24 protein-coding genes are annotated in these 25896 nt (G+C 65.5%); 13 read left to right on the top strand and 11 right to left on the bottom strand.

Going from position 1 to position 25896, the window contains the following annotated elements; genetic code table 11:
* Window positions 1-123 precede the first annotated feature (123 nt).
* The gene (gene bamA, locus RX327_RS17680; RefSeq protein ID WP_317250980.1) at window positions 124-2634 is read right to left on the bottom strand and encodes an outer membrane protein assembly factor BamA; all 2511 of its coding nucleotides are present in this window, start codon (window positions 2632-2634) and stop codon (window positions 124-126) included.
* A gap of 283 nt (window positions 2635-2917) precedes the next feature.
* Here bamA and RX327_RS17675 point away from each other — a divergent pair, with 283 nt between their 5' ends.
* Window positions 2918-3640, top strand: coding sequence for a response regulator (locus RX327_RS17675; protein WP_317250979.1), 723 nt, complete (start codon window positions 2918-2920; stop codon window positions 3638-3640).
* Window positions 3637-4977: an ATP-binding protein gene (locus RX327_RS17670; RefSeq protein ID WP_317250978.1), complete on the top strand. Its 1341-nt coding sequence runs from the start codon at window positions 3637-3639 to the stop codon at window positions 4975-4977. The genes RX327_RS17675 and RX327_RS17670 overlap by 4 nt, the downstream gene beginning before the upstream one ends.
* Before the next feature lie 32 nt (window positions 4978-5009).
* On the opposite strand, the gene RX327_RS17665 is transcribed toward RX327_RS17670, so the two are convergent.
* A complete protein-coding gene (locus RX327_RS17665; RefSeq protein ID WP_050386697.1) occupies window positions 5010-5477 on the bottom strand; it encodes a MarR family winged helix-turn-helix transcriptional regulator in 468 nt (155 codons plus the stop codon).
* A 148-nt stretch (window positions 5478-5625) separates the two neighbouring features.
* On the opposite strand from RX327_RS17665, the gene RX327_RS17660 reads away from it, so the two are divergent.
* Window positions 5626-6027: an Ohr family peroxiredoxin gene (locus RX327_RS17660; RefSeq protein ID WP_050386698.1), complete on the top strand. Its 402-nt coding sequence runs from the start codon at window positions 5626-5628 to the stop codon at window positions 6025-6027.
* A 101-nt stretch (window positions 6028-6128) separates the two neighbouring features.
* Window positions 6129-6533 carry a cupin domain-containing protein gene (locus RX327_RS17655; RefSeq protein WP_317251275.1) on the top strand — a complete coding sequence of 135 codons (405 nt, stop codon included), beginning with the start codon at window positions 6129-6131 and terminating at the stop codon, window positions 6531-6533.
* 50 nt (window positions 6534-6583) lie between these two features.
* Here the strand turns inward: RX327_RS17655 and RX327_RS17650 are convergent, their stop codons facing one another.
* A complete protein-coding gene (locus RX327_RS17650; protein WP_050386699.1) occupies window positions 6584-8101 on the bottom strand; it encodes an MFS transporter in 1518 nt (505 codons plus the stop codon).
* A 214-nt stretch (window positions 8102-8315) separates the two neighbouring features.
* Between RX327_RS17650 and RX327_RS17645 the strand changes: the two genes are divergently transcribed.
* Window positions 8316-9224 carry a LysR family transcriptional regulator gene (locus RX327_RS17645; RefSeq protein WP_317250977.1) on the top strand — a complete coding sequence of 303 codons (909 nt, stop codon included), beginning with the start codon at window positions 8316-8318 and terminating at the stop codon, window positions 9222-9224.
* A gap of 20 nt (window positions 9225-9244) precedes the next feature.
* Here the strand turns inward: RX327_RS17645 and RX327_RS17640 are convergent, their stop codons facing one another.
* Window positions 9245-10156 (bottom strand): LysR family transcriptional regulator, encoded by a 912-nt coding sequence (locus RX327_RS17640; RefSeq protein ID WP_050386701.1) that lies wholly within the window; start codon window positions 10154-10156, stop codon window positions 9245-9247.
* A 124-nt stretch (window positions 10157-10280) separates the two neighbouring features.
* Here RX327_RS17640 and RX327_RS17635 point away from each other — a divergent pair, with 124 nt between their 5' ends.
* The gene (locus RX327_RS17635) at window positions 10281-11720 is read left to right on the top strand and encodes an MFS transporter (protein WP_063779973.1); all 1440 of its coding nucleotides are present in this window, start codon (window positions 10281-10283) and stop codon (window positions 11718-11720) included.
* A gap of 18 nt (window positions 11721-11738) precedes the next feature.
* On the opposite strand, the gene RX327_RS17630 is transcribed toward RX327_RS17635, so the two are convergent.
* Window positions 11739-12932 (bottom strand): MFS transporter, encoded by a 1194-nt coding sequence (locus RX327_RS17630; protein WP_028335084.1) that lies wholly within the window; start codon window positions 12930-12932, stop codon window positions 11739-11741.
* On the bottom strand, window positions 12929-13711 hold the full coding sequence (locus RX327_RS17625; RefSeq protein ID WP_082190761.1) for a GNAT family N-acetyltransferase: 783 nt from the start codon (window positions 13709-13711) through the stop codon (window positions 12929-12931). The genes RX327_RS17630 and RX327_RS17625 overlap by 4 nt, the downstream gene beginning before the upstream one ends.
* A gap of 103 nt (window positions 13712-13814) precedes the next feature.
* Between RX327_RS17625 and RX327_RS17620 the strand changes: the two genes are divergently transcribed.
* Entirely contained in the window at window positions 13815-14714 is a 900-nt protein-coding gene (locus RX327_RS17620; RefSeq protein ID WP_028335082.1) for a LysR family transcriptional regulator, read from the top strand.
* A gap of 129 nt (window positions 14715-14843) precedes the next feature.
* Here the strand turns inward: RX327_RS17620 and RX327_RS17615 are convergent, their stop codons facing one another.
* Window positions 14844-15641 carry a DUF899 domain-containing protein gene (locus tag RX327_RS17615; protein ID WP_317250976.1) on the bottom strand — a complete coding sequence of 266 codons (798 nt, stop codon included), beginning with the start codon at window positions 15639-15641 and terminating at the stop codon, window positions 14844-14846.
* A gap of 210 nt (window positions 15642-15851) precedes the next feature.
* Between RX327_RS17615 and RX327_RS17610 the strand changes: the two genes are divergently transcribed.
* The 6 genes from RX327_RS17610 to RX327_RS17585 all read left to right on the top strand — a co-directional run bounded on the left by RX327_RS17610 (window position 15852) and on the right by RX327_RS17585 (window position 21638).
* The gene (locus tag RX327_RS17610) at window positions 15852-16358 is read left to right on the top strand and encodes a MarR family winged helix-turn-helix transcriptional regulator (protein ID WP_050386703.1); all 507 of its coding nucleotides are present in this window, start codon (window positions 15852-15854) and stop codon (window positions 16356-16358) included.
* Window positions 16355-17215, top strand: a complete 861-nt coding sequence (locus tag RX327_RS17605) for a DMT family transporter (protein WP_050386704.1) — start codon at window positions 16355-16357, stop codon at window positions 17213-17215. The genes RX327_RS17610 and RX327_RS17605 overlap by 4 nt, the downstream gene beginning before the upstream one ends.
* Before the next feature lie 165 nt (window positions 17216-17380).
* Window positions 17381-19477, top strand: a complete 2097-nt coding sequence (locus tag RX327_RS17600) for a hypothetical protein (protein WP_050386705.1) — start codon at window positions 17381-17383, stop codon at window positions 19475-19477.
* Between the two features lie 91 nt (window positions 19478-19568).
* Window positions 19569-20036, top strand: coding sequence for a carboxymuconolactone decarboxylase family protein (locus tag RX327_RS17595; RefSeq protein ID WP_050386706.1), 468 nt, complete (start codon window positions 19569-19571; stop codon window positions 20034-20036).
* Window positions 20037-20201: 165 nt separating this feature from the next.
* A complete protein-coding gene (locus tag RX327_RS17590) occupies window positions 20202-21074 on the top strand; it encodes a bifunctional helix-turn-helix transcriptional regulator/GNAT family N-acetyltransferase (protein WP_317250975.1) in 873 nt (290 codons plus the stop codon).
* A gap of 66 nt (window positions 21075-21140) precedes the next feature.
* The gene (locus RX327_RS17585) at window positions 21141-21638 is read left to right on the top strand and encodes a peptide deformylase (RefSeq protein WP_317250974.1); all 498 of its coding nucleotides are present in this window, start codon (window positions 21141-21143) and stop codon (window positions 21636-21638) included.
* 7 nt (window positions 21639-21645) lie between these two features.
* Here RX327_RS17585 and RX327_RS17580 read toward each other — a convergent pair whose 3' ends face one another.
* The 4 genes from RX327_RS17580 to RX327_RS17565 all read right to left on the bottom strand — a co-directional run bounded on the left by RX327_RS17580 (window position 21646) and on the right by RX327_RS17565 (window position 25890).
* Complete coding sequence (locus RX327_RS17580; RefSeq protein WP_317250973.1) at window positions 21646-22908, bottom strand: serine hydrolase; 1263 nt, start codon at window positions 22906-22908, stop codon at window positions 21646-21648.
* A gap of 188 nt (window positions 22909-23096) precedes the next feature.
* Window positions 23097-23570 carry a VOC family protein gene (locus tag RX327_RS17575; protein WP_317250972.1) on the bottom strand — a complete coding sequence of 158 codons (474 nt, stop codon included), beginning with the start codon at window positions 23568-23570 and terminating at the stop codon, window positions 23097-23099.
* A gap of 114 nt (window positions 23571-23684) precedes the next feature.
* Entirely contained in the window at window positions 23685-24809 is a 1125-nt protein-coding gene (locus RX327_RS17570; protein WP_317250971.1) for an MFS transporter, read from the bottom strand.
* Window positions 24810-24849: 40 nt separating this feature from the next.
* Window positions 24850-25890 carry an adenosine deaminase gene (locus RX327_RS17565; RefSeq protein ID WP_317250970.1) on the bottom strand — a complete coding sequence of 347 codons (1041 nt, stop codon included), beginning with the start codon at window positions 25888-25890 and terminating at the stop codon, window positions 24850-24852.
* Window positions 25891-25896 lie beyond the last annotated feature (6 nt).

Genomic DNA, 25896 nt, shown 5'->3' with positions numbered 1-25896 from the left:
ATGGGAATTGAACCGAAGTAGCCTGCCCCGCTTCTCCGGCCGCCGCAAGCGGCAGGACGGCATGGCAGGCGTCACGCCGGCCGCAACCCGCGACGCAGTCCGGCAAGCGGAGCGACTGTCGGCTCAGAACGAAGTGCCGCCCCCAAACCTGAACTCCTGAACCGTGTCGTATTTGCCTTTCGTCAACGGCACGGCATAGTCGAAGCGCAGTGGCCCGAACGGCGAGGCCCAGATCAGGCCGACGCCGACGGAGGTTCGTACCACGTTCCCATCGTCGTATTGGAGGCCGCATTTGCAAGCAGCCGTATTCACCTCGCCGGTTGCGGCCCACGACGTCGGGCCTTCGTAACCCCAGAGCGAGCCGGCGTCCGCATAGACAGCCCCCTTCAGCCCAACCTCGGAGGGCAGGAACCAAAACGGCATCTGCAGCTCCATCGACGCACCCCAATATTTGGTGCCGCCGAGCGCATCCCCGACCGCGCCGAGGCTCGCATAGGTGATGTCGCGCGGCCCGATGCCGTTGGTGGCAAAGCCGCGCACGAGATTCGGCCCCATCTGGAAATGGTCCACCATGCGCAGATCGTTGTCGCCGACCTTGGTGAGCAGGCCACCCTGCAGGTGAATCAGTCCGATCAGGTCGGACACCAGCGGCGTATAGTATTTCGCGTCGACCGCGGTCTTCAGATAGGAGACGTCGCCGCCGACGCCGGCGAAATCCTGCCGGAAGTCGATGAGCAGACCGTCGGTGGGGTTCTTGTTGTTGTCCAGCGTGTTGTAGGTGAGCGTGTAGCCGAGCTGCGAGGTCCAGGTCGCCCCGGCGGCCAACTCCTTGCGCACCGGCAGGGTGGATTCTCCGTCGCCGTAGCAGCCATATCCATACAGCCCTGACGAGACCGAGTTCGTGGGGTCGACGCCGCCGAGCACACTCTGGATGTAGGCAGGCGTCGGATTGAACGCGAGCGACGGGTTGGACGGATTGTTGTTGCAGTTCGCGTAGGCGCTATCGAGTGAGATTTCCTGCTGATAGAGCGAATACCGCAGCTGGAGGGTCAGGTCCTCGCGCAAGGCAAGGCCCAGCCGCGGTGAGAACCCGATCGTCTTCACGCCATAGGTCGTGTAGTCGGTCGGCAGCTGCTCCTTGTAATACGCATCGAGCCCGAGCGCGACGCGATAGTCGAGCAAATACGGCTCGACGAAGGAGAGCGACAGGCCGCGCGAGTACTGGCCGTAGCTGACCGTCGCCTTGGCGAACAGGCCACGGCCGAGCAGATTTCGCTCCGAGACGCTGACCTCGGCAAGCGCGCCGTCCGTCGTGGAATAACCGCCCGACACGGAGAAATCGCCGGTCGACTTTTCCTCCAGGTTGACGATCAGAACGACGCGATCGCTCGTCGAGCCAGGCTCGGTGGTGATCTTGACGCTCTTGAAGTAGTCCAGATTCTTCAGCCGCCGCTCGGCGCGATCGACCAGCGCACGGTTATACGCATCGCCCTCGGAGAGATCGAACTCACGCCGGATCACGTAGTCTCGGGTGCGGCCGTTGCCGCGAATATCGATCCGCTCGATATAGGTGCGCGGCCCCTCCTCCACGCGAAACACGATCCCCACCGTGTGGGCCTCGAAATTCCGGGCGCCGTCCGGACGGACCACCGCGAAGGCGTAGCCGCGGCGCGACGCTTCGATCTGCATGTCCTCGACCGACTTCTCGACCGCCTCGACATTGTAGAGCGAGCCTTCGCTGACGCGCGACAATGAACGCAGCGTCGTCGGATCGAAGCCCGCAATGTTCGAGCGGAAACTGACCGTCGCAACGCGGTATTGCTGCCCCTCATCGATCTTGAACGTCACCTGAAAGCCCTTACGCTCCGGATCATACTCGGCGAGTGCAGCCACGACCTGGACGTCCGCGTAGCCGTGCTTCAGATAGAAGCGGCGGATCAGGTCACGATCGGCCTCGACCCGATCCGGGTCGTAGATGTCGGCGTTGCCGAGAAAGCTCAGGAAGTTCGTCTCATGGGTCTTGATCACGTCCTTCAGGCGCGCCGCCGAAAAACTGTTGTTGCCCATGAACTCGATGGTCTTGATGCCGGTCTTCGCTCCCTCGTCGACGGTGAAGACGAGATCGACGCGGTTGTTCGAGCGTTCGATGATTTCCGGCGTGACGTGCACGTCGTAGCGGCCTGAGCGCCGATAAATCTCGGCGATCCGCAGCGCATCCGACTGCACCATCGGCCGCGACAGGGTACCCCGCGGCTTGGACTGCATTTCGGTCGAGAGCTGCTCGTCCTTGATCTTCTTGTTGCCCTCGAAGGCGAGGCGCCCGATCACCGGATTCTCGATCACCGAAACGACGATCCTGCCGCCCGCCTGATTGATCTTGACGTCCTGGAACAATCCGGTCCCGACCAACTCCTTGAGGCCATCGTCAATGGCAGCCTGATCGAGATGGCCGCCGGGCCCCGGCCTGAAATAGGAGCGGATGGTCTCCGCCTCGACCCGCCGGTTGCCTTCGACCGTAATCGCATCGACCGATTGGGCCGCCACCGGAGCCAACAACGGCCATGTCACCGGCGTCCCCGGGATCGAAAAGGCCGACAGCACGATTGCCGCGACAAAGCCCCGCCACGTCTTCATTCCACACCTCGCGAACAAGCCCCCCGTTGTGACGGGATGGTGATGGCTGCGGTGTGGCTGCAGGATTGCGGGATTATTTCCAGTGGTTTGGGACTGTGAGCGCGGTGCGACGCGGCCGGCATCGCCGATTGTTTCGGGCTGCGAGCGACGCTTACAGTTCAGAAACACTATGCTTACGAAAAGGCGCAATGCCGCCCACAAGCGACGCGTATGCTGGTCGATTGGTGGCTGAGCGCGTCGGAACGCGCGCCAATGACCTTATGATGAGGGCCCGTCGCGGATCATGCTTGCAAACACTCCGAAGATCCTGGTCGTCGAAGACGATCTGCAGACCAGAGACCTGATTGCCCGCTACCTGCGCGACCAATCCTGCCTGGTGGCCACCGCCTCGAACGGCAGGGAAATGGATCGTTACCTTGCCGGGCATTCGCTCGATCTCGTCGTCCTCGATCTGATGCTGCCCGGAGAGGATGGACTAACCCTGTGTCGCCGCCTGCGCGGCGACTCGACGATCCCGATCATCATGCTCACGGCAAAGGGCGAGGACCTCGACCGGATCCTCGGGCTCGAGATGGGCGCGGATGATTATCTCGCCAAGCCGTTCAATCCGCGCGAGTTGGTGGCACGGATCAACGCCGTGCTGCGCCGGCAGGCCCAGGCCGGCCTTGCCGGGCGCTCGGGCCAGAGCGCCGCGCGCCTGCGCTTCCAGGACTGGACCATCGATCTTCGCCTGCGCGAATTGCGCGATCCCGACGGCGCCCAGGTCCCGTTGACCAGCGCGGAGTTCGACCTGCTGCAGGTGTTCTGCGAGCGGCCGGGCAGGATCCTGACGCGGGATGGCCTCCTGACCATGACGCGCAGCCGGCCGGCCAGTCCGTTCGGCCGCAGCATCGACGTGCTGGTCAGCCGGTTGCGCCGCAAGCTCGATACGAGCGAAGGATCGTCGGTGATCCGGACGGTGCGCACCGGCGGCTACATCTTCACGCCGCATGTGGAGGACGCATGAGCTGGACACGCAGGATTGCCGCGCTTTTCAGCTTCCACCGGATCAGTGGCCAGATCGCCGCGCTGATCCTGCTGTCGCTGGTGCTCATCCATGCGCTGATCGGGCTCTATTTCATCAGCCAGAAGCCGAGATCGTTCGCGGACAGGCCAATCCATCAGTTCCAGCTGGTTGCCAAGCTTCTGGCCGAGGCCCCTGCGGCCGATCGCGCAACGTTGTTGCGCGCGGCCGATCGAGCCTTTCCTCGGCTGCACCTCACATTGCGCGACGCAGGTCCGGACTCGTCCGACGGTGCTTCGTCAGAGCGGCCCGGCGCCGACGATATCGACGAGTTTTCCTCGAAGACCGCGCCGGCGGCGGTTCGGTTGCCGGACGGAGCGCTGTTCGAAGCGACGATCGGCCCGATGAAAATGCCGCCGTTCTTCGGCGGGTTCTGGACGAGCACGCTCCTGTTCCTGGTGGCAAGCGTGACGCTGCTCGGCGTCTGGGCCGGCCGCGCGCTCAGCGCGCCGCTCTCCGCCTTTGCCCGCGCCGCCGAGAATTTCAGCATCAGCCAGGCGGCCGCGCCGCTGCCGGAGACTGGCCCGGAGGAAATCCGCGCCGCAGCGGTCGCGCTCAATCGCATGCGCGAACGCATCACCACGTTGATGAATGACCGCACGCGCATGCTCGCCGCCATCAGTCACGACCTGCGCACGCCGATCACCCGGCTGCGGCTGAGGTCCGAATATATCGAAAGCGATGCCCAGCGCGCAGAGACCCTGCACGACCTCGACCAGATGCAGGCGATGCTGGAATCCGTGCTGTCATTCCTGAGCGGCGGCAGCGCGGCGAAGCCGACGCTGGTGAACGTCGCCGCCCTGCTGCAGACGATCTGCGAGCAGTTCTCCGATTGCGGCCACGTCGTGCGCTACCAGGGCCCGGCCAGGGCTTCGCTCCTGATCCGCCCGAGCGAGATCAGCCGCACCGTGACCAACCTGGTGGAGAATGCCCTGAGGTTCGGTAGCGAAGTCGACATCCGGCTGGGTGCGTCAGCCAATCAGGTCACCATCGATGTCTCGGACGACGGTCCGGGGATTCCGGAGCACCGCCGGGCCGAAATGCTGAAGCCGTTCGTCCGGGGCGACGAGGCCCGCACCATGGACGAGACAAGCGGCTTCGGACTTGGCCTTTCGATCGCGCAGGCCATGGTGTGCGGGCATGGCGGCGAGCTGTCCCTGCACGACAACGCGCCGCACGGCCTTCTTGTCCGCATCAAATTGCCAGGGCCCGTGCACCTCGGATCGGATCGAAGCGGGACGAGCGCGTCGCGACCCGCAGTTCCTGAACTCGTTGGCTAGAGCAAATTCAGGATCGGGTTTGGCCCGCAGGATCAGCCCTTCTTCGGATCGGCGCGTGTGTTGCGCAGCAGATTGTCGCGCAGCCTCGCGACGGTCTTCTGCACGACGGGAAATTCGTCTCCGAGCCCGGTGGCTTCGACCAGGGACACATTGATGTCCTTGTCGAGCAGGCGTCGGCCGGCCGGCGTCAGGCTCACGCGAACCTGCCGCTCATCGGCGGGATCGCGGGTACGGCTGAGATAGCCGCTCTGCTCGAGCTTCTTGAGGATCGGCGTCAGCGTGTTGGATTCCAGGAACAGCTTCTCGCCGAGCGCGCTGACGGTCTGCTCGTCCTCTTCCGACAGCGCCACCATGGCGATGTATTGGGTGTAGGTCAGGCCGACCGCATCCAGGATCGGCTTGTAGGCGCGGCCGAAGGCCAGATTGGCCGAATAGACCGCAAAGCACAGAAAATTCGAGAGTTTTCGGCCCTTGGTCTCGGCCTTGGAGGTGCGGGTCACGGGCGTCTCCGGAGTTTGTGATGTCTCGGTCAATGTAAATCGCATCCGATTAAATCGGAAGTGCTTGACACGATCAAGCCCGAGGCCTATTTCGACGTGTACACGATTAGATCGGATACGATCTATATTCATCCGAAAGGAGTTCGCCATGACTGCCAATGCAAAGGTTCTCGTCACCGGAAAGACCCACGTCACCGCCGGCCCGAATGGCGCCGCCCGCTCGCGCGACGGCTTCCTCGACGTCAAGCTGCCGCAGCCGCACCCTGCCGCGGAAAACCTGTTCGCGGCCGCCTGGTCGGCCTGCTACATCGGCGCGATCCAGCTCGCCGCCGGTCAGCGCAAGGTCAAGCTCGCGAGCGAGCCCGAGGTCGACGCCGAGATCGATCTGAACCAAGCCGGCAGCGCCTTCTTCCTGAGCGCCCGCCTCACCGTCCACGTCCCCGGCGTCGAGCGCGAGGTTGCGCAGCAGCTGATCGAAGCCGCGCACGGCATCTGCCCCTACTCCAAGGCGGTCCACGGCAACATCGATGTCACGACCACCCTCGTTTGAAACGAGCATACGACGATCTCCGACGCGGGCCGGCCGCTTGCGGGCTCGTGGTCGGACAAGGACGCAAGCAAATCCTGGAGTTCAAGATGACCAGCAAGCTGATGAAGGCAACGCGCCTGCTCGCAAGAACGGCCTTGTTCACCGCCAGCCTCCTGACCATACCGAGCGCACAGGCGCGGCAACCGGCCGGTTTCACGCGAACTGACCTGCAGCGCCACGACCTCAGCGTCGGCGGACGTGAAGCCGTGCAGGTGCGTGTCGACATCGCGCCGGACAAGGCATTCGGCCGCCATACGCATCCGGGCGAAGAAATCATCTACGTGCTCGCCGGCACGCTCGAATACGACGTCGACGGCAGGCCGCCGGTGATCCTGAAGGCCGGCGACGTGCTGCTCATTCCTGCCGGCACGGTCCATGCGGCGAGGAATGTCGGCGACGTCACCGCCAGCGAGCTAGCGACCTACATCGTCGAGAAGGACAAGCCGCTGCTGACCCTCGTGAAGTGACCGGTACCGCCTGCCCGCCCCTCCCCTGGGCAGGCACGGCGACATCGTGTTCACTTCGTGCCGTGAGCCTCGGCCTGCCGCACCGGCCGCGCATTGAAGATCAGGAAGCTGAGCGCGGCCATGATCCACACCCCGATGCCGCCATAGAGCATCACCCAGCCGAAGCCGCTCGCGAGTGCCTGATGGACGACCGGGCCGGTCAGCTCCGGCGTCGATGCGACGTCGCCGGCAGCGATCCGCTCGGCGATGGTGCGAAGTTGCGCGCCGTCGAGCGCCGGCAGCACCGCCTTCAGATGCGCCAGCACGCCGCTCGCCAGGATGAAGCCCATCAGCGCGATGTTGACCGAAAGCGAAACCATCCGCGCGCTCATGTCGATGCCCGAGGCCATGCCGGCGCGGTCGCTCGAGACCGAGCCGGTCGTCGTGTTGGTGACCGGCGTGTTGGTGATGCCTAGACCGATGCCGGCGAGCAAGCAGCCCGGCAGCATCGTCGCCCAGGTCGCCTGCGCGGCGGCGCTGCCGAACTTCATCAGCATGAATCCGGCGCCGATGGTGAACAGCCCTACCGGGATGATCAGGCCCGGCTGATAGCGCAGCGACAGGCGTTCGGCGAACGGCGGCATCACCAGCGTCGGTAGCGTGTAGGCGAGCAAGGCAAGTCCCGCCGACACGCTGTCATAGCCCAGGCCGGCGTGGAACCAGATCGGCAGATAGATCATGAACGGCCAGTAGCTGAGGTTCATCGCCGCGGAGCCGACGATCGAACCGGAGAAAGCCGGGATCCGGAACACTGAAAAGTCGAACATCGGCCGCCGGCTGATTCTCTCGGCAATAATGAACGCTGCGAAGCTCACTGCTGAAACGCCGAGGATCGCAAGCCCCCTCGAGCTGACGAAGCCGAGATCCGGCCCCTGCGTGATGTAGAAGGCGAGACAGAACACCGCGAGCGACATCGTCACGATACCGGCGACGTCGAGGCTGCTCGCCTTCGGGTCCTTCGATTCATGCACGCCGCCGATCGAGAGCACGAACGCGACGGCCGCGAACAACACGTGGACGAGGAACACCCACTCCCAGCTCAGCACCGCGACAACCGCGCCGCCGATGATCGGCCCGAAGCCGAGACCGATGCCAAAGATGACGCCCCACCAGCCCCAGGCAACGGCGCGCACCCGGCCGGCCTGGAATTCGTGCGAGAGCACGGCGATCTGGCAGATCAAGAGCGCGCCGCCGCTGAGGCCCTGCAGGAACCGGGCGACAATCAGCATTTCGACGCTCGAGGCAACGCCGCAGATCAGCGAGGTGACGCCGAATGCCGCGATCGCGACCAGGAAGATCCGCTTGCGACCATAGCGGTCCGCCACCGTCCCGATCGCCATCAGCACGGTGGTGACCGCGATCGTGTAGGCGTTCATGATCCATTGCAGCGCCTTGAAGTCGCCATGCAGCACCCGCTCCAGCGTCGGCAGGATCGCGGGGATGCTGGAAATCTCCAATCCGAACATCAGGCAAGCAAGGCATACGGCGGACAGCACGACAACGCCGCGGCGGCTCAGTTCAGTAGACATGATCAGGCCTTTTGTTGTGGCAAGCCAACGGCGTACCGCACGCTGTTGCCAGGGTGCTGGCAGCAGCGTCGATCGATCGACTCACGATGTATTGAGGCAGCAGCGGCAGGAATCGGGTGGCCACGGCGCTTCACAACGCAAAGCTAGTCATGGCTTGAGCATTGGTGAATTGGATGACTAGATATTTCAGAGACAACAAATCCGGATGACTGACATGACCACGCTCGACGTCGATGCCGTGAAGACATTCGTGACCATCGCCAATCTCAAGAGCTTTACCCGCGCCGCCGAAACGCTCGGCACCACGCAGGGCGCGATCAGCGTCAAGTTGAAGCGGCTGGAAAGCCAGCTCGGCCACAGGCTGATCGAACGGACACCGCGCCTGGTGCGCCTGTCGGCACAGGGCGCAGCTTTCCTCGCCCCGGCGCAGGAATTGCTCGCCGCGCATGATCGCGCCGTCGGGGCGTTGTCGCCCGTGCGCCCGCGTCGCTTCTCGCTCGGCATTGCCACCCATGTCGGAGGCGCGGAGGTTCCGACCTTGCTGGCGCGGCTGCATGCGCACGACCCGGCGCTCACCATCGAAGTCCGGCTCGAGGATTCCCGCGACCTGCTCGACGCCTTCGATCGCGGCGAGATCGATGCCGCCATCATCCGCCGCGAGGACGACCGCCGCGACGGCGAGATGCTGGCGACGGATCGTTACGGCTGGTTCGCAACGCCGGACTTCGTCCATCGCGCGGGCGAGCCGCTGCGGCTCGCCGCCTCCTCGCCGTCCTGCGGCGTGCTCAACATCGCGACGCGCGCGCTGTCGGCGGCGGACATCCCGTGGACGGAAAGCTTCCTCGGCTGTGGGTCCTTTGCCGTCGCCGACGCAGTCGCCGCAGGCCTCGCTACTTCGGTATTCTCCCGCCGGCTCGCGCCGGCCGGGACGATCGAGGTCGGCCGGCGGCTCGGCCTGCCTGCCCTGCCGCCGTCCGAGATCATGCTGCTGTCGGCGCTGTCAGATGCGAAATCGCGCGCGGTACTGAAGACGATCGTTGGTGCCTTTCGCGAGCATCATCGGATGCCTGCGAATCGCGCGGCAGAGGACATCCAAACCGTCACGGAAGTTGTCGGCTCCTGAACGATCTGCGCGCCGGCCGGCTAGCGACGCGTGCTTCCGGCGCGCTTTCCCTCGAACAGCGCACGCTCCGAGGTGAGCGCCCTGGCGAGAAAATCGAGCGTCGCGCGGATGCGCGCGGTGCGCTTGAGATCATCATGGGTCAATAGCCACAGCGCCGAGCGCGGCTCCGCCAGTGCTTTCGGCGTTACCCGGCGCAGCGTGGGCGCGACATCGGCGACATAGCAGGGCAGCAGGGCAAGCCCCAGTCCCGCCGCCGCGGCATCGCGCAGCGCCGGAAGCGCATCGACCCGGCAGGTGATCCGCGCCGAACGCACGTTCTCGCGCATCCAGCCGGCGATGACGGTCCCCGCCAGCGCATCGTCGAGCCCGATCCAGTCGTGCGTCGACAGATCCTTGTCGACGCGGCGGGCGAGATAGGCGCGCGATCCGTAGACCGCGTGGGCAATATCGGCAATGCGCCGTCCAACCAGCAGTTCGGATGGTGCCGGCGTCGGCCGGATCGCAATCTCGGCCTCGCGGCGCGTCAGGTTCGCCATCGCATTCGAGATGATGATCTCCGGCTGGATCTCCGGATGCGCGGCGCGCATCGCCGGCAGATGCCGCATCAGTACCGCGCCGAGCGTGTCCGTCGTCGTGATCCGCACCGGCCCCGACGGCCTGAGGTCCTGCCCCGCCAGCTTGCGCTCGAGCGCGAGCACTTCGTCCTCGAGCCGGGTTGCCGACGCCGCCGCGATCTCGCCCGCCGGCGTCGGCGCGTAACCATCGCGGAAACGCTCGAACAGCCGCGTTCCGATCGCATCCTCGATCGTGCCGAGGCGGCGAAACACGGTGGAATGCGTGACGCCGAGCTGGCGCGCCGCCCCCGAGAGGCTGCCTTCCCGTGCGACCGCAAGGACTAGCCGAAGGTCGTTCCAGTCGAGGACACTGTGCATTTTTGCAAACTCACTTCGCAGGGCAGGATAATATCTTATCACAAACGGACAGGCCATCTTCCCGGACGTTCAACCGACGACACCCCTCGTGAGGGCGCCGGCGATTGCCGAGAGGAGCTGGCAGGTGACGAGCGAGACCACCGAGACGTTGCAATTGCACGCCGCCCGGCCGGCGACGGTCGACCCGCGGCGATGGCTGGCGCTGCCGGTGCTGCTCACCGGCGCCTTCCTGCCGATCCTCGATTTCAATGTCGTCAATCTCGCGCTGCCGGCCATTCGCGACAATCTCGGCGCCAGCCCGAGCGAGGTGCAGTTCGTGATCTCGGCCTATGCCGCGACCTACGCCGTGTTCCTGATCACCGGCGGCCGGCTCGGCGACCTCCTGGGGCGGCGGCAGATGTTCCTGACCGGCGTCGCCGGCTTCACGATCGCATCTGTGCTGTGCGGCATCGCGTGGTCACCGGCCATGCTGGTCGCCGGACGGATCCTGCAGGGCCTCACCGCCACCGTGATGGCCCCACAGGTGCTCGCCTCGATCCGCGTGCTGTTTCCGGCGGCCGAACAGGGCCGTGCGCTCGGCTTCTATGGCGCGACCTTCGGTCTTGCCAATATCTGCGGCCAGCTGCTGGGCGGCGTACTCGTCTCGGCTCATCCGTTCGGACTGGCCTGGCAGGCCATCTTCCTGATCAACGTGCCGATCGGCCTCGCCGCCTTCGTCGCCGGCCTGCTGTTCTTGACCGACTCGCACGCCGCGCATGCGCAGCGGCTTGACGTCGGGGGCGTCATTCTGCTGTCGCTCACGCTTGGCCTTCTGGTCTATCCGCTGATCGAGGGCCGGGAATCCGGCTGGCCTATCCGGATCGTCGCGATGCTGCTGGCATCTCCGCTGATGCTCGCCGCTTTCGTCCGCTACGAAGCGCGCCTCGAAGCCCGAGGCGGCGACCCGCTGGTCGCGCTGCATCTGCTGCGCAACAGCGATTTCGTGATCGGGCTGGTGATGGCGCTGGCCTTCTACATGCTGTCGTCTTTCTATTTGACCTTCGCGGTCTACCTGCAAAGTGGCCTGCACCAATCTCCGCTGGAAGCCGGCCTTGCCACCCTGCCCTTTGCCGCCGGCTTCTTCGTCAGCTCGCTGGTGTCGTCGCTGGTGATGCAATGGCTTGGCCCGCGCACGCTGACGCTGGGCTTTGCGCTTCAGGTTGTCGGCTTCGGTGTCGTGATGCTGTCGGTCGGCGGCGCGCTTCCGCAAAGCCTCGAATTCGGTCTGATCTGCGGCGGGCTTGGCTTCGGCACCGTGATGCCCTCGGTGATCAAGGCCGTGATCGGCAGCATCGATCCGCGCCATGCCGGGCTGGCATCGGGCATGATGATCTCGACCTTCCAGATCGGCGCCGCACTCGGCGTCGCGATGATCGGCGGCATCTTCTACAGCCTGCTCGGGCCGCATCCGCAGGCCGATGACTACGCGCACGCCTTCACGATCGCGCTCGGCTGCAACGTCGCGCTGCTGGCGCTCGGTGGCTGGCTGTCGCTGTGGCTGCCGCGCGAGCCGGCGGCGCGTTGAGATCGACACCGCCGACGGCTATTGCTTCGCGGCCGCGAGCGGCGGCGGAAACAGCAGCTTGAGCAGGATGGCGGCAAGCAGCGTCACCAGGGCGAGACCGGTGGAGAGATAGAGCGCGCTCGCATCGCCGAACCGGTCGATCATGATTGCATAGATCAGCGGCGCCGCCGCCGGCAGGATGAAACTCGGGACAATGAGCCGGCCGACCAGCGTGCCATAGCTGCGATGATCGAACAGGATGAGCGGCAGCGTCCCCCTGGTGATGGTCAGAATGCCGTTGCACGCGCCGTAGAGCAGCGCAAACGCGACCCCCATCTCCCGCGCTGATCCGCTGAACAGGCCGGCGATGAAGGAGAGCGGCATGATCAGGCAGGCCATCAGGTTGAGCACGAGCGGATCGAGCCGTCCGCCGAACAGGACTTCGCAGAGACGCGCGGCGGATTGCCCGATCCCCCGCAGCGTTGCGATCCAGACCGCAACAGTGACGGTGAGCCCGAGGCCGGTGAGCACCGCGATCATGTGCGCGGACATGCCGGCGTTCAGGAAGTTCGCGCCGGTCATGATCACGGCATAGAGCCCGCTCGCCGCCGCAAGCTGCCGTCGCCCCGCCGCGCGCGGTTGCCTCGATGCCACCGCAGCAGAGCCCGGCACGCCGGCAAATCGCTGGTTCGGAATCAGCAGATGCAGCGGGATCGTCAATAGCGCAATGCCGGCATAGGCCAGCACCGCGATGCGCCAGCCGAAATGGTCCGAGAGCGTATGGCCGAGCGGCCAGAACACGGTGGCGGCCAAGCCACCAAGCAAGGTGATCCCGGACATCGCACGGCGCGCCTCCGGCCCGCCGATCCGGGCCAGCGCCGCGAAGGCGGCATCGTACAGCGTCAACCGCATACCGAGGCCAAGAACGATCCAGGATGCGAAATAGCTGCCGATCTGGTGCGAGAGCGCGAGACCGGCGCAGCCGAGCGCGTTGATCACCGCGCCCGCGACCATGACCTGCCGGCCACCGCTTCTGTCCACCCACCTGCCCGCAAGGGGCGACGTCACCCCCATGACCAAGAGCGCCGCAGCAAATCCGCCGTAGACGATGTCGCGGCTCCAGCCCAGATCCGCGGCGATCTGCTCGCCGAACCCGCCGATCAGATAGTAGGTCGCGCCCCACGAGATCAGTTGAGCCAGCCCGAGGGCAATCACGACCCGGCGTGCGATCACCGGGCCGTTTCCTTGTCTGACGGAAGCGTGGAAGCGCCCGGCCCCAACGGCCGCTGCATCAGCACGGTGTCGACCCATTGCCCGAGCTTGAAGCCCACCGACCTCAGTGTCCCCACCGTCTCGAAGCCCATGCGACGGTGCAGCGCGATCGATCCGGCGTTGCCGCTGTTACCGATCACCGCGATCATTTGCCGCCAGCGTCCCGCCTCCGATCGTTCAATCAGCGCCCGCAGCAGCGCCGCGCCGACGCGGCGGCCACGCAGGGCTTCCGACACGTAGACCGAGTCTTCAATGGTGTTGCGATAGGCCGGCCGCGGCCGGTACGCCGTCGCGTAGGAGTAGCCGGCCACCCGTCCCTCGATATCGGCCACGAGATACGGCAGCCCCGCGGCCAGCACGGCGGCACGGCGCCTGAGCATCTCGTCGAGTGTCGGCGGCACTTCCTCGAAGGTCGCCAGTCCGTTGAGCACGTGGTGCGCGTAGATGCGCTGCACCTCCGCCATGTCGACCTCTGTGGCGTCGCGGATCACGGTGTCTTCGTTGTCTCTCATCCTTGCCTCGTCTTGCGGCATTATGCCCGTGCTTCGACAACGCGCCGGTGCATGCTGCAGGCACCACGGGCTCATCTCGACATCGCTGCGCGACAGTCCGACATCGGCCAGCAGGCGATCGTCGAGCTCGCGCAGCGCCTGCCTGCGGCGGATGCGCGAATGCGGCGAGACCGCAAGATAGCGCCCCAGCTCGACGATGACACCGCCAATGGACTTGAGGCCGGACAAAGCCCACTCCCGGTCTGCCGAAGCCGTCGCTTGCCGGACTATGCGCCCCGGCGTTATATAAGTGAAGCTTTGACAGCTTATGCGCGGCATAAGAGATACTTTGATGAAGAACCTCAACCTCGATTATCTCGAAAGCTTCGCCGTCGTGATCGACTGCGGCAGCTTCTCGGCGGCGGCCGAGCGGCTGCAACTCACGCAGCCCGCGGTGAGCCTGCAGGTGCGCCAGCTCGAGCGCAGCCTCAATGCGACCTTGATCGAGCGGGTCGGACGCAAGGCCAGACCGACCGCCGCCGGCGTCGCGCTGCTCTCGCACGCGCATCAGATCAATGCGGCGGTGGCATCGGCGGTCGACGCCGTTGCACAGCAGACGACCGGAACGGCAGGCCGCGTGCGGCTCGGCACCGGTGCGACCGCCTGCATCTTCCTGCTGCCGCCGATCCTGAAGGAACTGCGCGCCGCGCTGCCCTCGCTGGAGATCACGGTCACGACTGGCAACACCGCGGAGATCGCCCGGGCGGTCGAGGACAACACCATCGACATCGCGCTTGTCACGCTGCCGGCGTCGGGGCGCAGCTTCGAGATCACGCCGGTCGTGAACGACGAGTTCGTGCTGATCGCGCCCCGCGACATGCAACTGCCGGCGCGGATCACGCCGGAGGTGCTGGCGACCAGGTCGGTGCTGCTGTTCGAGCCGGGCGGCAACACCAGACGCACCGCGGACGAGTGGCTGGCCCGCGGCGGCGTGTCGTTGAAGCCGTTGATGTCGCTCGGCAGCGTCGAGGCGATCAAGGAGATGGTGCGCGCCGGGCTGGGCTGCGCGGTGCTGCCCGGCATGGCCGTTCCCGCCAGGACCAAGCAACGCGACCTGATCGTCCGGTCGTTGTCACCAAAGCTCTACCGCCGGCTCGCGGTGGTGATCCGCCGCGACAAGCGCCTCGATCGCGGGCTGCGGCAGACCTTGTCGGCGCTGAAGGCGCTCTCGGCCAGGGACAATGGCCGCTAGAGCGTCGAGCGAGGTGGACGCCGGTCCGCGTCAAGAAGGCAGGCAAGACAAGAAGCGAGAGCTTCGGTTCTGATCCAATCAAAACCGAAGCCCTTGAAAGCACGCCGCGCGTTCTCCCTGCTCTACCCCTTACGTCGCCTTGCGCTCCTGCTCCGCGATCTTGCGGAACGCGGCCTCGCCGGCATCGGTCACCGCCGCCCATTTTGCGTTCGGCGTGGCCTCGGCCTCGTAATTGTCGTGCCAGTTCCACCATTTGTAGGTCGGCGTCTGCGGATAGCCCTCCGGCGAGTCCTCCCACACCTCCTGGCGGCCGAGCGGCGTGATGTCGAGATAGTTCCAGGTGCCACCCATCTGCTCGTCGCCCCGGCTCTTGACGAAATAGGTGCGAAAGATGCGGTTGCCGTCGCGGTAGAACACGTTCTGGCCGTGCCACTCGGCAACGCCGAAGTCGGTGTCAAAACTGTCGGTGATCGTGTACCACGGCATGTCCCACTCCATCCGCGCCTTCAGCCGCGCGATGTCCGCCTGCGGTGCGCGCGAGGCGTAAGCGAGCGTGGTGTCGCGCTGGTTCAGATGGGAGAGATGACTGACCTGATCGGCGCCGAGCGAGCAGCCGCGGCAGGCATGATCGGGCCAGCCGAACACGCCGGGCTCGAAGAACGCGCGGTAGACGATCAGCTGCCGCCGGCCCTGGAACAGGTCGAGCAGGCTCGCCTTGCCGTTCGGTCCTTCGAAGACATACGGCTTCTCGACCGCCATCCAGGGCATTCGCCGCCGCTCCGCCGCAAGCGCGTCGCGTGCCCGCACCTGGGCCTTTTCCTTCACCAGCATCTCGAGGCGCGCCGCCTCCCACGCCTCCCGTGACACCACCGGCGGCGTCTGCATCGCCGTCAGGCCGCCGCGATCGCTTTCAGCTGATTTATTCATGATGGTCTCTCCATCTCCGATTTGGACGAACTCCGGGATCCCAGCGCGGTTCCATCGCCGCCCGCCGTTCGCCGTTGGTCATGCCCCAATCTGGCGCCGCGGCAGCAGTGAGTGGGAGTGACAAGTGTGTCGGGATTTTCACGCATGCGATCCAATAAGTATTTGCGATATGCTTGCACTTTGCAATTATATGTGCGAGCCTCTCATTCCATGAAACAGACCGCGCCTGCGTCCGATGACGGGCTGAAGCTCAGTGCCTGGCTGCCCTACCGCCTGTTCCTGGTCGCGGCGCAGGTCGCCCGACCGCTCGAGCGCTTCTACGGCGAGACGTTCGGATTGAGCCAGGCCGGCTGGCGCATCCTCGCCGTCATCGCCGAGCGCGACGCGGCCAACGCCTCCGAGATCCGCCGCGCCTGCGCGCTCGATCCGTTCGCGGTCAGCCGCGGCATCGGCCAGCTCACAGAGCTCGGCTTCGCGGTGCGACGCTCCGGCAAGTCCGACCGGCGCTTTGCCGCCGTTAGCATCACCCGCAGCGGCCGGGCCGCGTTCAACCGGATCGCTGCACTCGGCAGCGCGATCGAGACGCGGCTGCTGGCGCGGCTCTCGGAGAGCGAACGCGTCACGCTCGATTCCGCCCTCACCCGGCTTGAGGGGGAAAGCGCGCGGATCGATGCCGGCGGCTGGCGCGCACTGCGCGACGACGCCGGCACGCCATGACAGTCCTGCTGTTCGCGCTGACCGCGCTGCTCTGGGGCGGCGGCGCGCTGGCAACGGCGATGCAGGCCGGCGTAACGCCCGCGCCGTGGTCGGTCGCGCTGCGCATGGTGCTCGCGGGCGTCATCCTGCTCGGCTACGGACGGCTGCGCGGCGTGCCGCTCGCGATCCCGCGAAAGGACCGGCCGGCGGTCGTGTTGCAGGGCCTGCTGTTCTTCGCCATTGCCTTCATCGCCTTCTATGAGGCGACCGCACGGATGCCGAGCGGGCTTGCGGCACTCGTCTTGTCGACATCGTCGCTGTTCGCGGCCGTGCTCGCGCGCGCCGCACTCGGCGTTCCGATCTCCTCCGGCTTCGTATCGGGCGCGCTGTGCGGCATCCTTGGACTGGCGATCATCTTCCTGCCCGGCGCCGCCGCGCACGGCGCCGCGCCGCTTGCGGGATTCGTCTGGGCGCTCACCGCGGCCATCGCAACCGGCGCCGGGACAACGGTCGGTGCACGCAACCAGCGCGCCGGACTGCCCGTCGTCTCCGTGCTCGGCTGGGGCGCGTTCGTCGGCGCGACGGCGAGCGCGCTGTGGGCCGTCGCGACGGGCACGCCGTTTGCGGCCGACATCTCGCCCTCCTACGTGGCGAGCTTCCTCTATCTCGCGATCGCCGCGTCCTGCATCACCTTCATGCTCTATTTCGAGCTGGTGCGCCGGCTCGGTCCCGGCCGCGCGGCCTATACGCTCGCATTGGTGCCGCTCGTCGCGCTCGTGCTGTCCGCCCTGTTCGAGCACCTTGCGCTGGGCTGGCCTGTGCTCGCCGGCGCCGCCGCGATCCTTGCCGGCAACGTGCTGGTCCTGGCGCGCGCCTAACCGGCTCGTCGGCGCACAGCAAGATACATGCGGCAAGTGTCCTCCCGCCGCCGGTCGCCGGCTGGTCAACCGCATGTTTCCCGATCGCATTAATCGGACGTTGTCCGGCTCGCATATAAAGAAGCAACCCGGGACGACGAGGCGGCTTCGCAGGGTTACCCGATCGTGAACTCCATCCGCAAAATCCGCAATACCGAGTACTTCGCAATCCAGGTCGACGGCCAGGATGACTGGATCATGCGTCCTGCCCTCGGCCAGCGGCCCGCGCGGAATGCCGGGCTGCTGCCGGACGCAATCGCGTGGTTCTTCAACACCGACGCGGGATTCGCCTTCTATGATTTGGCGCATCGCCGGCTCGTCGATCGGCTGCAAACGCCCTGGGCGCGCGGCCACGACGGAAAGGACGCGCGCGACGACTATCTGAGTTACGGATTTCTCCAGAGCAAGGATGGCCGGTTCGTCTATCTCGTGCTTTATCACGCCGCGAACGCGACTGACCTGCATGTCATCGACCTCGAGCGCAGGGCGATCGTCCGCTCGGTTCTGGACATGCCGAGCGGCAACTCGCTGTGCCCGCCGGTTCTGGACCAGGCTGGCCGGATTCTGGTTTCGGCGTTCCGGCATGACAATGGAATTATCGCGCTGCTGCTGCGCATTGATCCGCAGACCGGCGCTTACAATGTGTCGAGCTGCGAGGGATCGCGTGCCAGGTCGTTCCTGATCCGCTCGAGCCCGTGCGGCCGCTATTGGCTGCGCGCCGACAATTCCCGGCTTCCCATGATTACCGAGGAGAGCTCGCTCGTCTCCCGGTTGCTGGGTAGAGACACCACGGCGCAGCGGGAATATTTCAGCTTTGCCGTCGAGATCTGGCAGGCATTTCCGCTGCGGCGGCTGCACTCCGTCGCGCCGATGTGGATGCAGGCGGAAGGGTTGCCCGACACGACCCAGCTCGATCTCGACAGGCGGAAGCAGGGATTGCCGCCTCGGCGAGGCGAGATCTACCGCAAGGTGTCACAGTTGCTCGATCGCGAGGCCACGCTGACGACCAACGAGATCAACGCGAAATCGCACCCCGATCTGTGGCCGGATCCGAACACCCACTACGCCAACGTCAGCAGCAATCTGCGCGACTTCGAGCTTTCCGAGCGGGACGTGATTGGCTGGCAACCCGATAGTCTGGCCTTCTGGCTGAGGCGAAATGACTTCGTCGCCTGCGTCGGCGTGGACGGAACGGTCTCGCCAAAGATCATGCTGGAGCGGTTCGGGATGGACGACCGTCCCTGGTTGGCGCGCGCCCGCGGCTGGTCGAAGGCGACGCCCCTGCCGGACCGTCGCCTCGATATCCGGTTCACCGAGGGGATCGTGACGGTCTCCGGCGCGCCGGGCGATCCGGTACACCGCGTCCGGGTGGTGCCCGTAACCGACGATCATTTCAGGCCCGCGCCACCCGAGCCGCAAGAAGAGGACAAGGATGCCGCGCTGGCCAAGAAGGCCGAGACGCTCGCCAAGCGGTTCAGCACCTACGCCGTCGATCTCGCCTCGATGAGCGAGCCCGATTGTATCGCGGCCATCGATGCGCTCACGGCGCAAATCAGCCCCGATATCAATGAGCGCCCTCACGACAACCACCTGCAGGCAGTGTTCCGTTTCGATGGCAAGCGGCTCAACGAGAAGAAGTTCTTCTCGCATGTTGCGAAGCACTGCCCCCGCGCCGCGCCTGCGATCCGAAGGCTGATCGACGCGGTATGCACGCACATCGGACCGCATGCCAGCGCCTGGTACGATCCTTACGGAGACGAGATTCCGACCGCGCTGTTCGGCTACGCCGCATGGTGCCTCGCGCGCGTGGACAAAACCAGCAACGATGTCCTGCTGCGCTACTACGGGCTGGTCGATACCGATCACGAGAGCTTCTTTTTCGAGAAGATCGCTCCGTTGATGCTGGAGAACGCGGGCAGTGCCAGCGCTCGCCTGGAGCTCGCGGAAGGGTTCTATTTCGGCGATCTCGGCAATGCCATCGATCACTCGGCGCTCTGGCGAATGGCGAAGATGGCCGAGCACGCGGCGAGCCTGATGACGGCGAAGCAGTATGCGGCGCGTTTGCTGGCGCGTGCAGCCGCGACGTCCGCCGCCCGATCAAAGTCGGAGTTCGGGTATTATTGTTTCGACAACCTCGCGCGGTTCCTGACGGATCCTTCGCAATGGGAAACAGAGCTGCTGCAAGAACTGCCGCAAGCGGCGAGCGATCTCGCGCCCCAGTAGCGCCGCGGCGGATGAAAATATCGCGCCGGCATGTCACATTCGCCGTTCCTCGTTCGTCATGATGTCGTCAACCAACCCAGGGAAACCGACCATGACTGTCAGACTTGATCCGCTCGCCGCCGCCCCCAAGATCATGAAGATCTGGTTCGACGCGTCGGTCGCGATCTCCTCCAGCCTCGAGCCGAAGCTCGCCGAGCTCGTGAAGATCCGCGCCTCGGAGATCAACGGCTGCGCCAATTGCATCAATTTGCACACGACATTCGCCCGCGATGAGGGTGAGACCGAGCAGCGCATCTACCTGCTGTCGGCCTGGCGCGAAGCGCCCTGCTACACTGATCGCGAGCGCGCCGCGCTCGGCTGGACCGAAGCCCTGACGCGGATCTGTGAGCAGCATACCCATGTCGCGGCCTACGAGACGCTGAAGGCGCATTTCACGCCGGAGGAGCAGGTCAAGGTGACCTTGCTGATCAACGTCATCAACGGCTGGAACCGGATCGCGGTCGGCTTTGGCGGCTTCGTCGATCCGCACGTGCTCAAGGCCAGGATGGCTGCGGCGTGACCGCGGAAATGGCACGACACGGCGCAGCGGCTGACTTCGCGCCACTGCGTCCCAGGCTGATGCGCGTCGCTATCGCATGGCCTCTGCACTAGGCGACAAGGCTCCATTCGGTCCGGATCGTCGGCCGATTGACGCGGCGACTATATCTGACTAAAGTCAGACATTATGCTCGATGCCGTCTCCCGCGTCCGCCGCTTCAATCGTGCCGTCACGTCTGCCGTCGGTGCGCTCGACAATTCCTTCCTCGGGCGCAGCCGGCCACTTGGGGCGGCGCGCGTGCTCAATGCGATCGGGCACGGGCGCTCGGACGTTGCGGAAATCCGCGACTATCTCGGTCTCGATTCCGGATTGATGAGTCGGCTGCTCCGCAGCCTCGAGGACGAGGGTCTGATCGAGACCACCGCGCATGGCGACGACGCGCGCCGCCGCATCGCGCGGCTGACGGCGGCGGGTAAGCGCGAGTTCAACGCCTATGAGGCGATCTCCAACCGGCAGGCAAAGGACTTTCTCTCCCACCACAGCCAGCGCGAGGCGCTGCTGGCGGCGATGGACCTGATCGCCTCCGCGCTCGGCCGCGATGGCACCGCCCTCGATGAGATGGATCCGCGCGGCGACGAGGCGCGCTATTGCCTCGGCGAATATTACGCCGAGCTGGCGCGGCGCTTCGAGAAAGGCTTTGACGTCAGGTTGTCGCGCGACCCTGAGGCCAAGGACATGGTGCGGCCGCGCGGCAGCTTCATCGTGGCGATGTCGGACGGCCTGCCGATCGGGTGCGTCGGGCTGAAGGGCGGCAGCAGCGGGTTCGCCGAGATCAAGCGGCTGTGGGTGGCGCCTGCCGCGCGCGGATTGCGGCTCGGCCGCCGCCTGATGGATGCGGCCGAGAGCGCGGCGCGGGAACTCGGCATCGCGCTGCTGCGGCTCGACACCAACAGCGCGCTGCCCGAAGCCGGTCAGCTCTATCGCAGCACGGGTTGGCGCGAGATCCCCCGCTTCAACGACGATCCCTATCCGGACCTGTTCTTCGAAAAGCATCTCTGAACGGCGCTCCGCGCGCGGCGCCCGCATCAGCTTGTCCGGCGCGATGCCCTGGCCTAAGACACGGGCATGACCATTCGCCCCATCGTGCGCTATCCCGATCCGCGGCTTGCACTGCCGGCCGAGCCGGTGACCATGTTCGACGAGGCGCTGCGCGAACTGGCGCAGGACCTGCTCGAGACCATGCGTGCCGCGCCCGGCATCGGCATCACCGCGCCGCATATCGGCGTGCCCTTGCGGGTCGTGGTGCTGGAGCTCGACGCCAAGGACGGCGCGCGCACTTACGTCAATCCGGAGATCACGTGGGCCTCGCCCAAGATGATCCTGCACCGCGAGGGCAGTGTCTCGATGCCTGGGGTCAACGACGAGGTGCAGCGCCATGCGCGGGTGAGGATCAGCTATCAGGATCTCGATGGCAATATGCAACACGAGGAATCGGACGGCCTGCGCGCGGTGTGCCACCAGCACGAGATCGATCAGCTCGACGGCATGTTCTGGCTCCAGCGGCTGTCGCGGCTGAAGCGCGAGCGGCTGGTCAAGAAGTTCGAGAAGCTGTCGCGCGCGTAGTCGGACGTCACCCTCCCGCCATCAAATCCTTGGCCAGCGCCATGTAAGCCGGCAGCGTCACAGGGTCGTTGGCCGCGTTGCCGGCAGCCGGGTGCGAGGCGTAGCGGGCGATCACCATCTCGGCCCTGGGATCGATGTAGATGCCCTGGCCGTAGACGCCGCGCGCCATGTAGGCGCCATGGGCGTTGTGCGTGACCCACCATTGGTTGCGATAGGACGCGCCCGGCAACGTGGTGTAGCCGGCCGGCTTGAATTTCTCGGGGTCGCCACCGCGCGCGATGTCCTCGACCACCTGTGACGGCACGATCTGGCGGCCGTTGAAGCGGCCGTGATTGCGCATGGTCTCGCCGAAGCGGGCGAGATCGCGCAGCGTGGTGGAGAGACCGCCGCCGCCGCTCTCGGTGCCGATCCGGTCGACGTGATAATACGCATCCTCCTCCGCACCCATCGGCTGCCAGATGCGCTCGGAGAGCAGGTCGGACAGCGTCATGCCGCTGGCGCGCCGGATGATCCAGGCCAGCACGTCGGTGTTGACGGTCTTGTAGGCGAAGGCCTTGCCGTGCTCGCCCTGCTTCTTCTGCGCCACAAGGAAATCGAAGATGGTGGTCGGGCCGTCATAGTCGGGCGGAATCGGCGCCATGCCGTTGGCGCGCCGCAGGCCCCACACGTCCGAATTCATGTCGGTGTAGACCTCGGTGTAGGCAAGCCCCGTGGTCATATCCATGACCTCGTGCACGCGCGCGTCCCCGAACGCGCTCGCCTTCAGCTCCGGCACGTAGTCCGCGACCTGTGCCTGCGGATCGATCTTGCCCTCGGCGACCAGAATGCCGGCGAGAACGCCGGTGAACGACTTCGTCACCGACATCCCGATATGCGGCTTGTACGGCTGCAACGCGCCGAAATAGCGCTCATAGATCAGCCTGCCCCGATGCAGCACGGCGATGCCGTCGGCATAGGTTTCCTCGAGCATACGCGCGAAGGTCATCGGGCGGCCGTCCATCGTCACCGATGCCGACGCGCCAATATCATGATCCTCGCGCGGCAGCACCGATGCGGGCCCTGCCCCGCGCCAGACGTTCACCGTCGGCACCAGCTGGCGGATGTTGCTCCAGGCCCAGCGCAGTTCGGGGAAGCTGCGGAACGAGCCATCCTGGAAGGTGATGGTCCTGTCCTGCGGTGGCGGAAAGCCCTGCATCCAGCCAAGCGTTTGCGGATCGGATTCGGCGGCGGTGAGATTTTGCGGTTGATTGGCGGCGGCTGCGACGGACATCAGGGCTGGCTCCAGAGCTGCGAATGCGAATTTCGTATCACGCGACGGCACCAGGCACATCCCGCGTTTGCGCCGGGGTGACCGTCACGGTGAGCGGATGCCGCGACGCGGATGGCCGCGTGCCGCACACGCCAGCTCGATCGGACACCTGACTATCGAGCGCGGGCCAAATCATTCCGGCAGACGGATTACCCCGCCGCCGCGCGCTCGATCGCGGCGATGTCGATATTCTTCATCGTCATCATCGCCTCCATGGCGCGCTTGCCGGCGGCGCGATCGGCGCTGTTGACGAGTTCGAGCAGCCGCCGCGGCGTGATCTGCCAGGCAAAGCCCCAGCGATCCCGGCACCAGCCGCACGGCAATTCCTTGCCGCCATTGCCGGTGACCGCATTCCAGTAGCGATCGGTCTCCTCCTGGCTGTCGGTGAGCACCATGAAACTGACCGCCTCGTTCGGCGTGTAGTTGGAGCCTCCGTTCAGCCCCACGAAGCGCCGGCCGAGCACGGTGAACTCGACCGTCAGCTCCTCGCCCTGCCCGATGCCCGGTATCGGAGATTGATGGCCCGCGCCGACATGGCTGTCGGGAAACGTCGCGGCATAAAACTCCGCCGCTTCGCGCGCCCGGCCCTGATCGAACCAGAGGCATGTGACGAGATCGGTCATGGCAGTGTCCTTCCAGGGATCATCGAGCAGAATGGAGAGGGCATAATCCGTGATTATGGTCCTGGTTCGACGCGGCGCAGGCTTTCGTCCCACAACGTGTTTCGCCATCGCGGATCACGTTTCGCAACTTCGGCCCACGCGCATGATCAGGAGCGGCACGATGACGATCGCTCCCGCCATCAGCATCACTCCGGATACATCCGAGAGAGTCAGCATCCGGGCACCAAGAATGGCTCCGACGCCAATCGCCGAATTGATGACGGCCGAGTGGATAGCGGCCGCGGACATTGCCATGGAACCGGCCGCACGCAAGATCCAGGTCTGGAGGCCCGCGAACAGCGCCGCGACGGCGGCGCCCCAGACAACGAGCAAGGTAACGACCGTGCCGGTCCCCAGTTGCGGGCCGAACCATCCAAGCCCGACAAGCGCGCCCGCGAGGGCCACCAGTCCCCACGTGATGACGGATGTCATGAAGCGATCGCTCAGAACGCCGCTCAGGATGTTGCCGACAAATCCTGCTCCGCCAAAACCGAACAGCATCACACCGATCATGAAAGGCGGCTCATCCGCGATCTCGCCGAGGAAGGGTTCGATGAACGTGTAGGCTGCGAAATTCGCCGCCGCCATGAACGCCGTTACGGAATAGATTTTCCGCAGGTCCTGTCGGCAAATCACCGCTGCCAGCGCTTGCCATCCCGCCGGCGATCCGGCCCGGAGCCGCGGAAGAACCCCGACCATCAGGACGGACGTGCACAATCCGACCCCGCCGATCACGCCGAATGCCGCGCGCCATCCGTTGTTCTGTCCGATGAGGTTGACGAGTGGCACGCCGACGACGGTTGCCATCGAGATTCCGCCGAACACGATCGCTGTCGCAACACCCATGCGATGAGACGGCGCAATCTGCGTTGCGATCGCGGCCGCCATCGCCCAGAAGAAGCCGTGAACGACAGCACCGACCGCCCGCGCCAGTAACAACCCCGTGAAACCGTCGGAGAGCATTGCCGCAAGGTTGGTCGCGGACAGCACCAGCATCAGAACAACGAGCAGCGGCTTGCGGGGAAAGCCCTGCAGCAGAACGGCGGACAACAGGCCGCTCGCAGCGCCAATCCAGGCATAGAGCGTGACCGTGAGCCCGACCGCGGCCTGGTCCCGACCAAGGTCGAGGGCGATCTGGGACAACAGCCCGACCGGCGCGAACTCGGTCGTGACCATCGTGAACGAAGCAACGCCGAGCACGATGACGGCGAACCAGACGCGGAGCCCGGGACTGGAAGTGTCAGTCGTCATGCAGGTGACCGGTGTGGAGGGGCGCCCTGATGTCCCTGATGACGCGCCGATAGTCCTGACGCCGCGTTTCATCCATGAACGCAGCCTTGAGGCTGTTGTCGGCGAGGCTCAATTGCTCCTCGACAGTCAGGCCCAACGCCGCTGCCGCGCGGACGAAATTCTCGTTGACGTGACCTCCGAAATACGCGGGGTCGTCGGAGTTGACCGTGACGCAGAGGCCGGCGTGGAGCAGCCGGCGCAGATTGTGACGTTGGAGATCGGGGAAGATCTGCAGCGCCACATTCGACAGCGGGCATACCGTGAGCGGCGTCCCCTCGTCGGCAAGGCGCCGCATCAGTGCCGGATCGGCCTCGCATTGGACGCCGTGATCGATGCGGTCGACGCGCAGCCTGTCGATCGCTTCGGTTACGTAATCGGGTGGCCCTTCCTCACCGGCATGCGCAGTCGTCTTCCAGCCAAGCGCGCGGGCGCGGGCGAAGACCTCGTCGAAGGGTCCGGGCGGGTAGCCTTTTTCCGGCCCACCAAGTCCGAGCGCCACCACGCCGTCGCGCCAGCGGCGTGCCGCCTCGATGGCGGCGAAGGCCTCTTCAACAGGCTTATGCCGGCGAACGCACAGGATCACGCCTCCGGTGATATCGCGTTGCAACCGCGCGTCTGCATAAGCGGCGCTGATGCCGTCCATGACCGCATCGAACGGCACGCCACGCTCGGTATGGTCGGCAGGGGTGACGTAGATTTCCGCATGAACGACATTGTCTTCCCGCGCACGGGTCAGGTACGCGCGCGTCAACTCATAGAAGTCGCGCTCCGTCCGAAGCACGGTCAGGCCGGCCCAGTAGATCTCCAAAAAAAACTGGAGATCGGAGAATCGATACGCCGAGAGGATATCGTTCATCGAGCGGTACGGGATCGCCACATCATTCCGGCGGGCAAAATCGAGCAGCATGCCCGGCTCCAGTGTTCCCTCGACATGCACGTGAAGCTCGGCCTTCGGAACGGCCTTGATGTCAAATAACGGAACGGAATTCATTGAACG

The organism is Bradyrhizobium sp. BEA-2-5 (assembly GCF_032918025.1).
Lineage (GTDB): Bacteria > Pseudomonadota > Alphaproteobacteria > Rhizobiales > Xanthobacteraceae > Bradyrhizobium > Bradyrhizobium pachyrhizi.
Note: the sequence above shows the minus strand (reverse complement) of the source record. Positions and strands in the feature narration are given on the sequence as shown.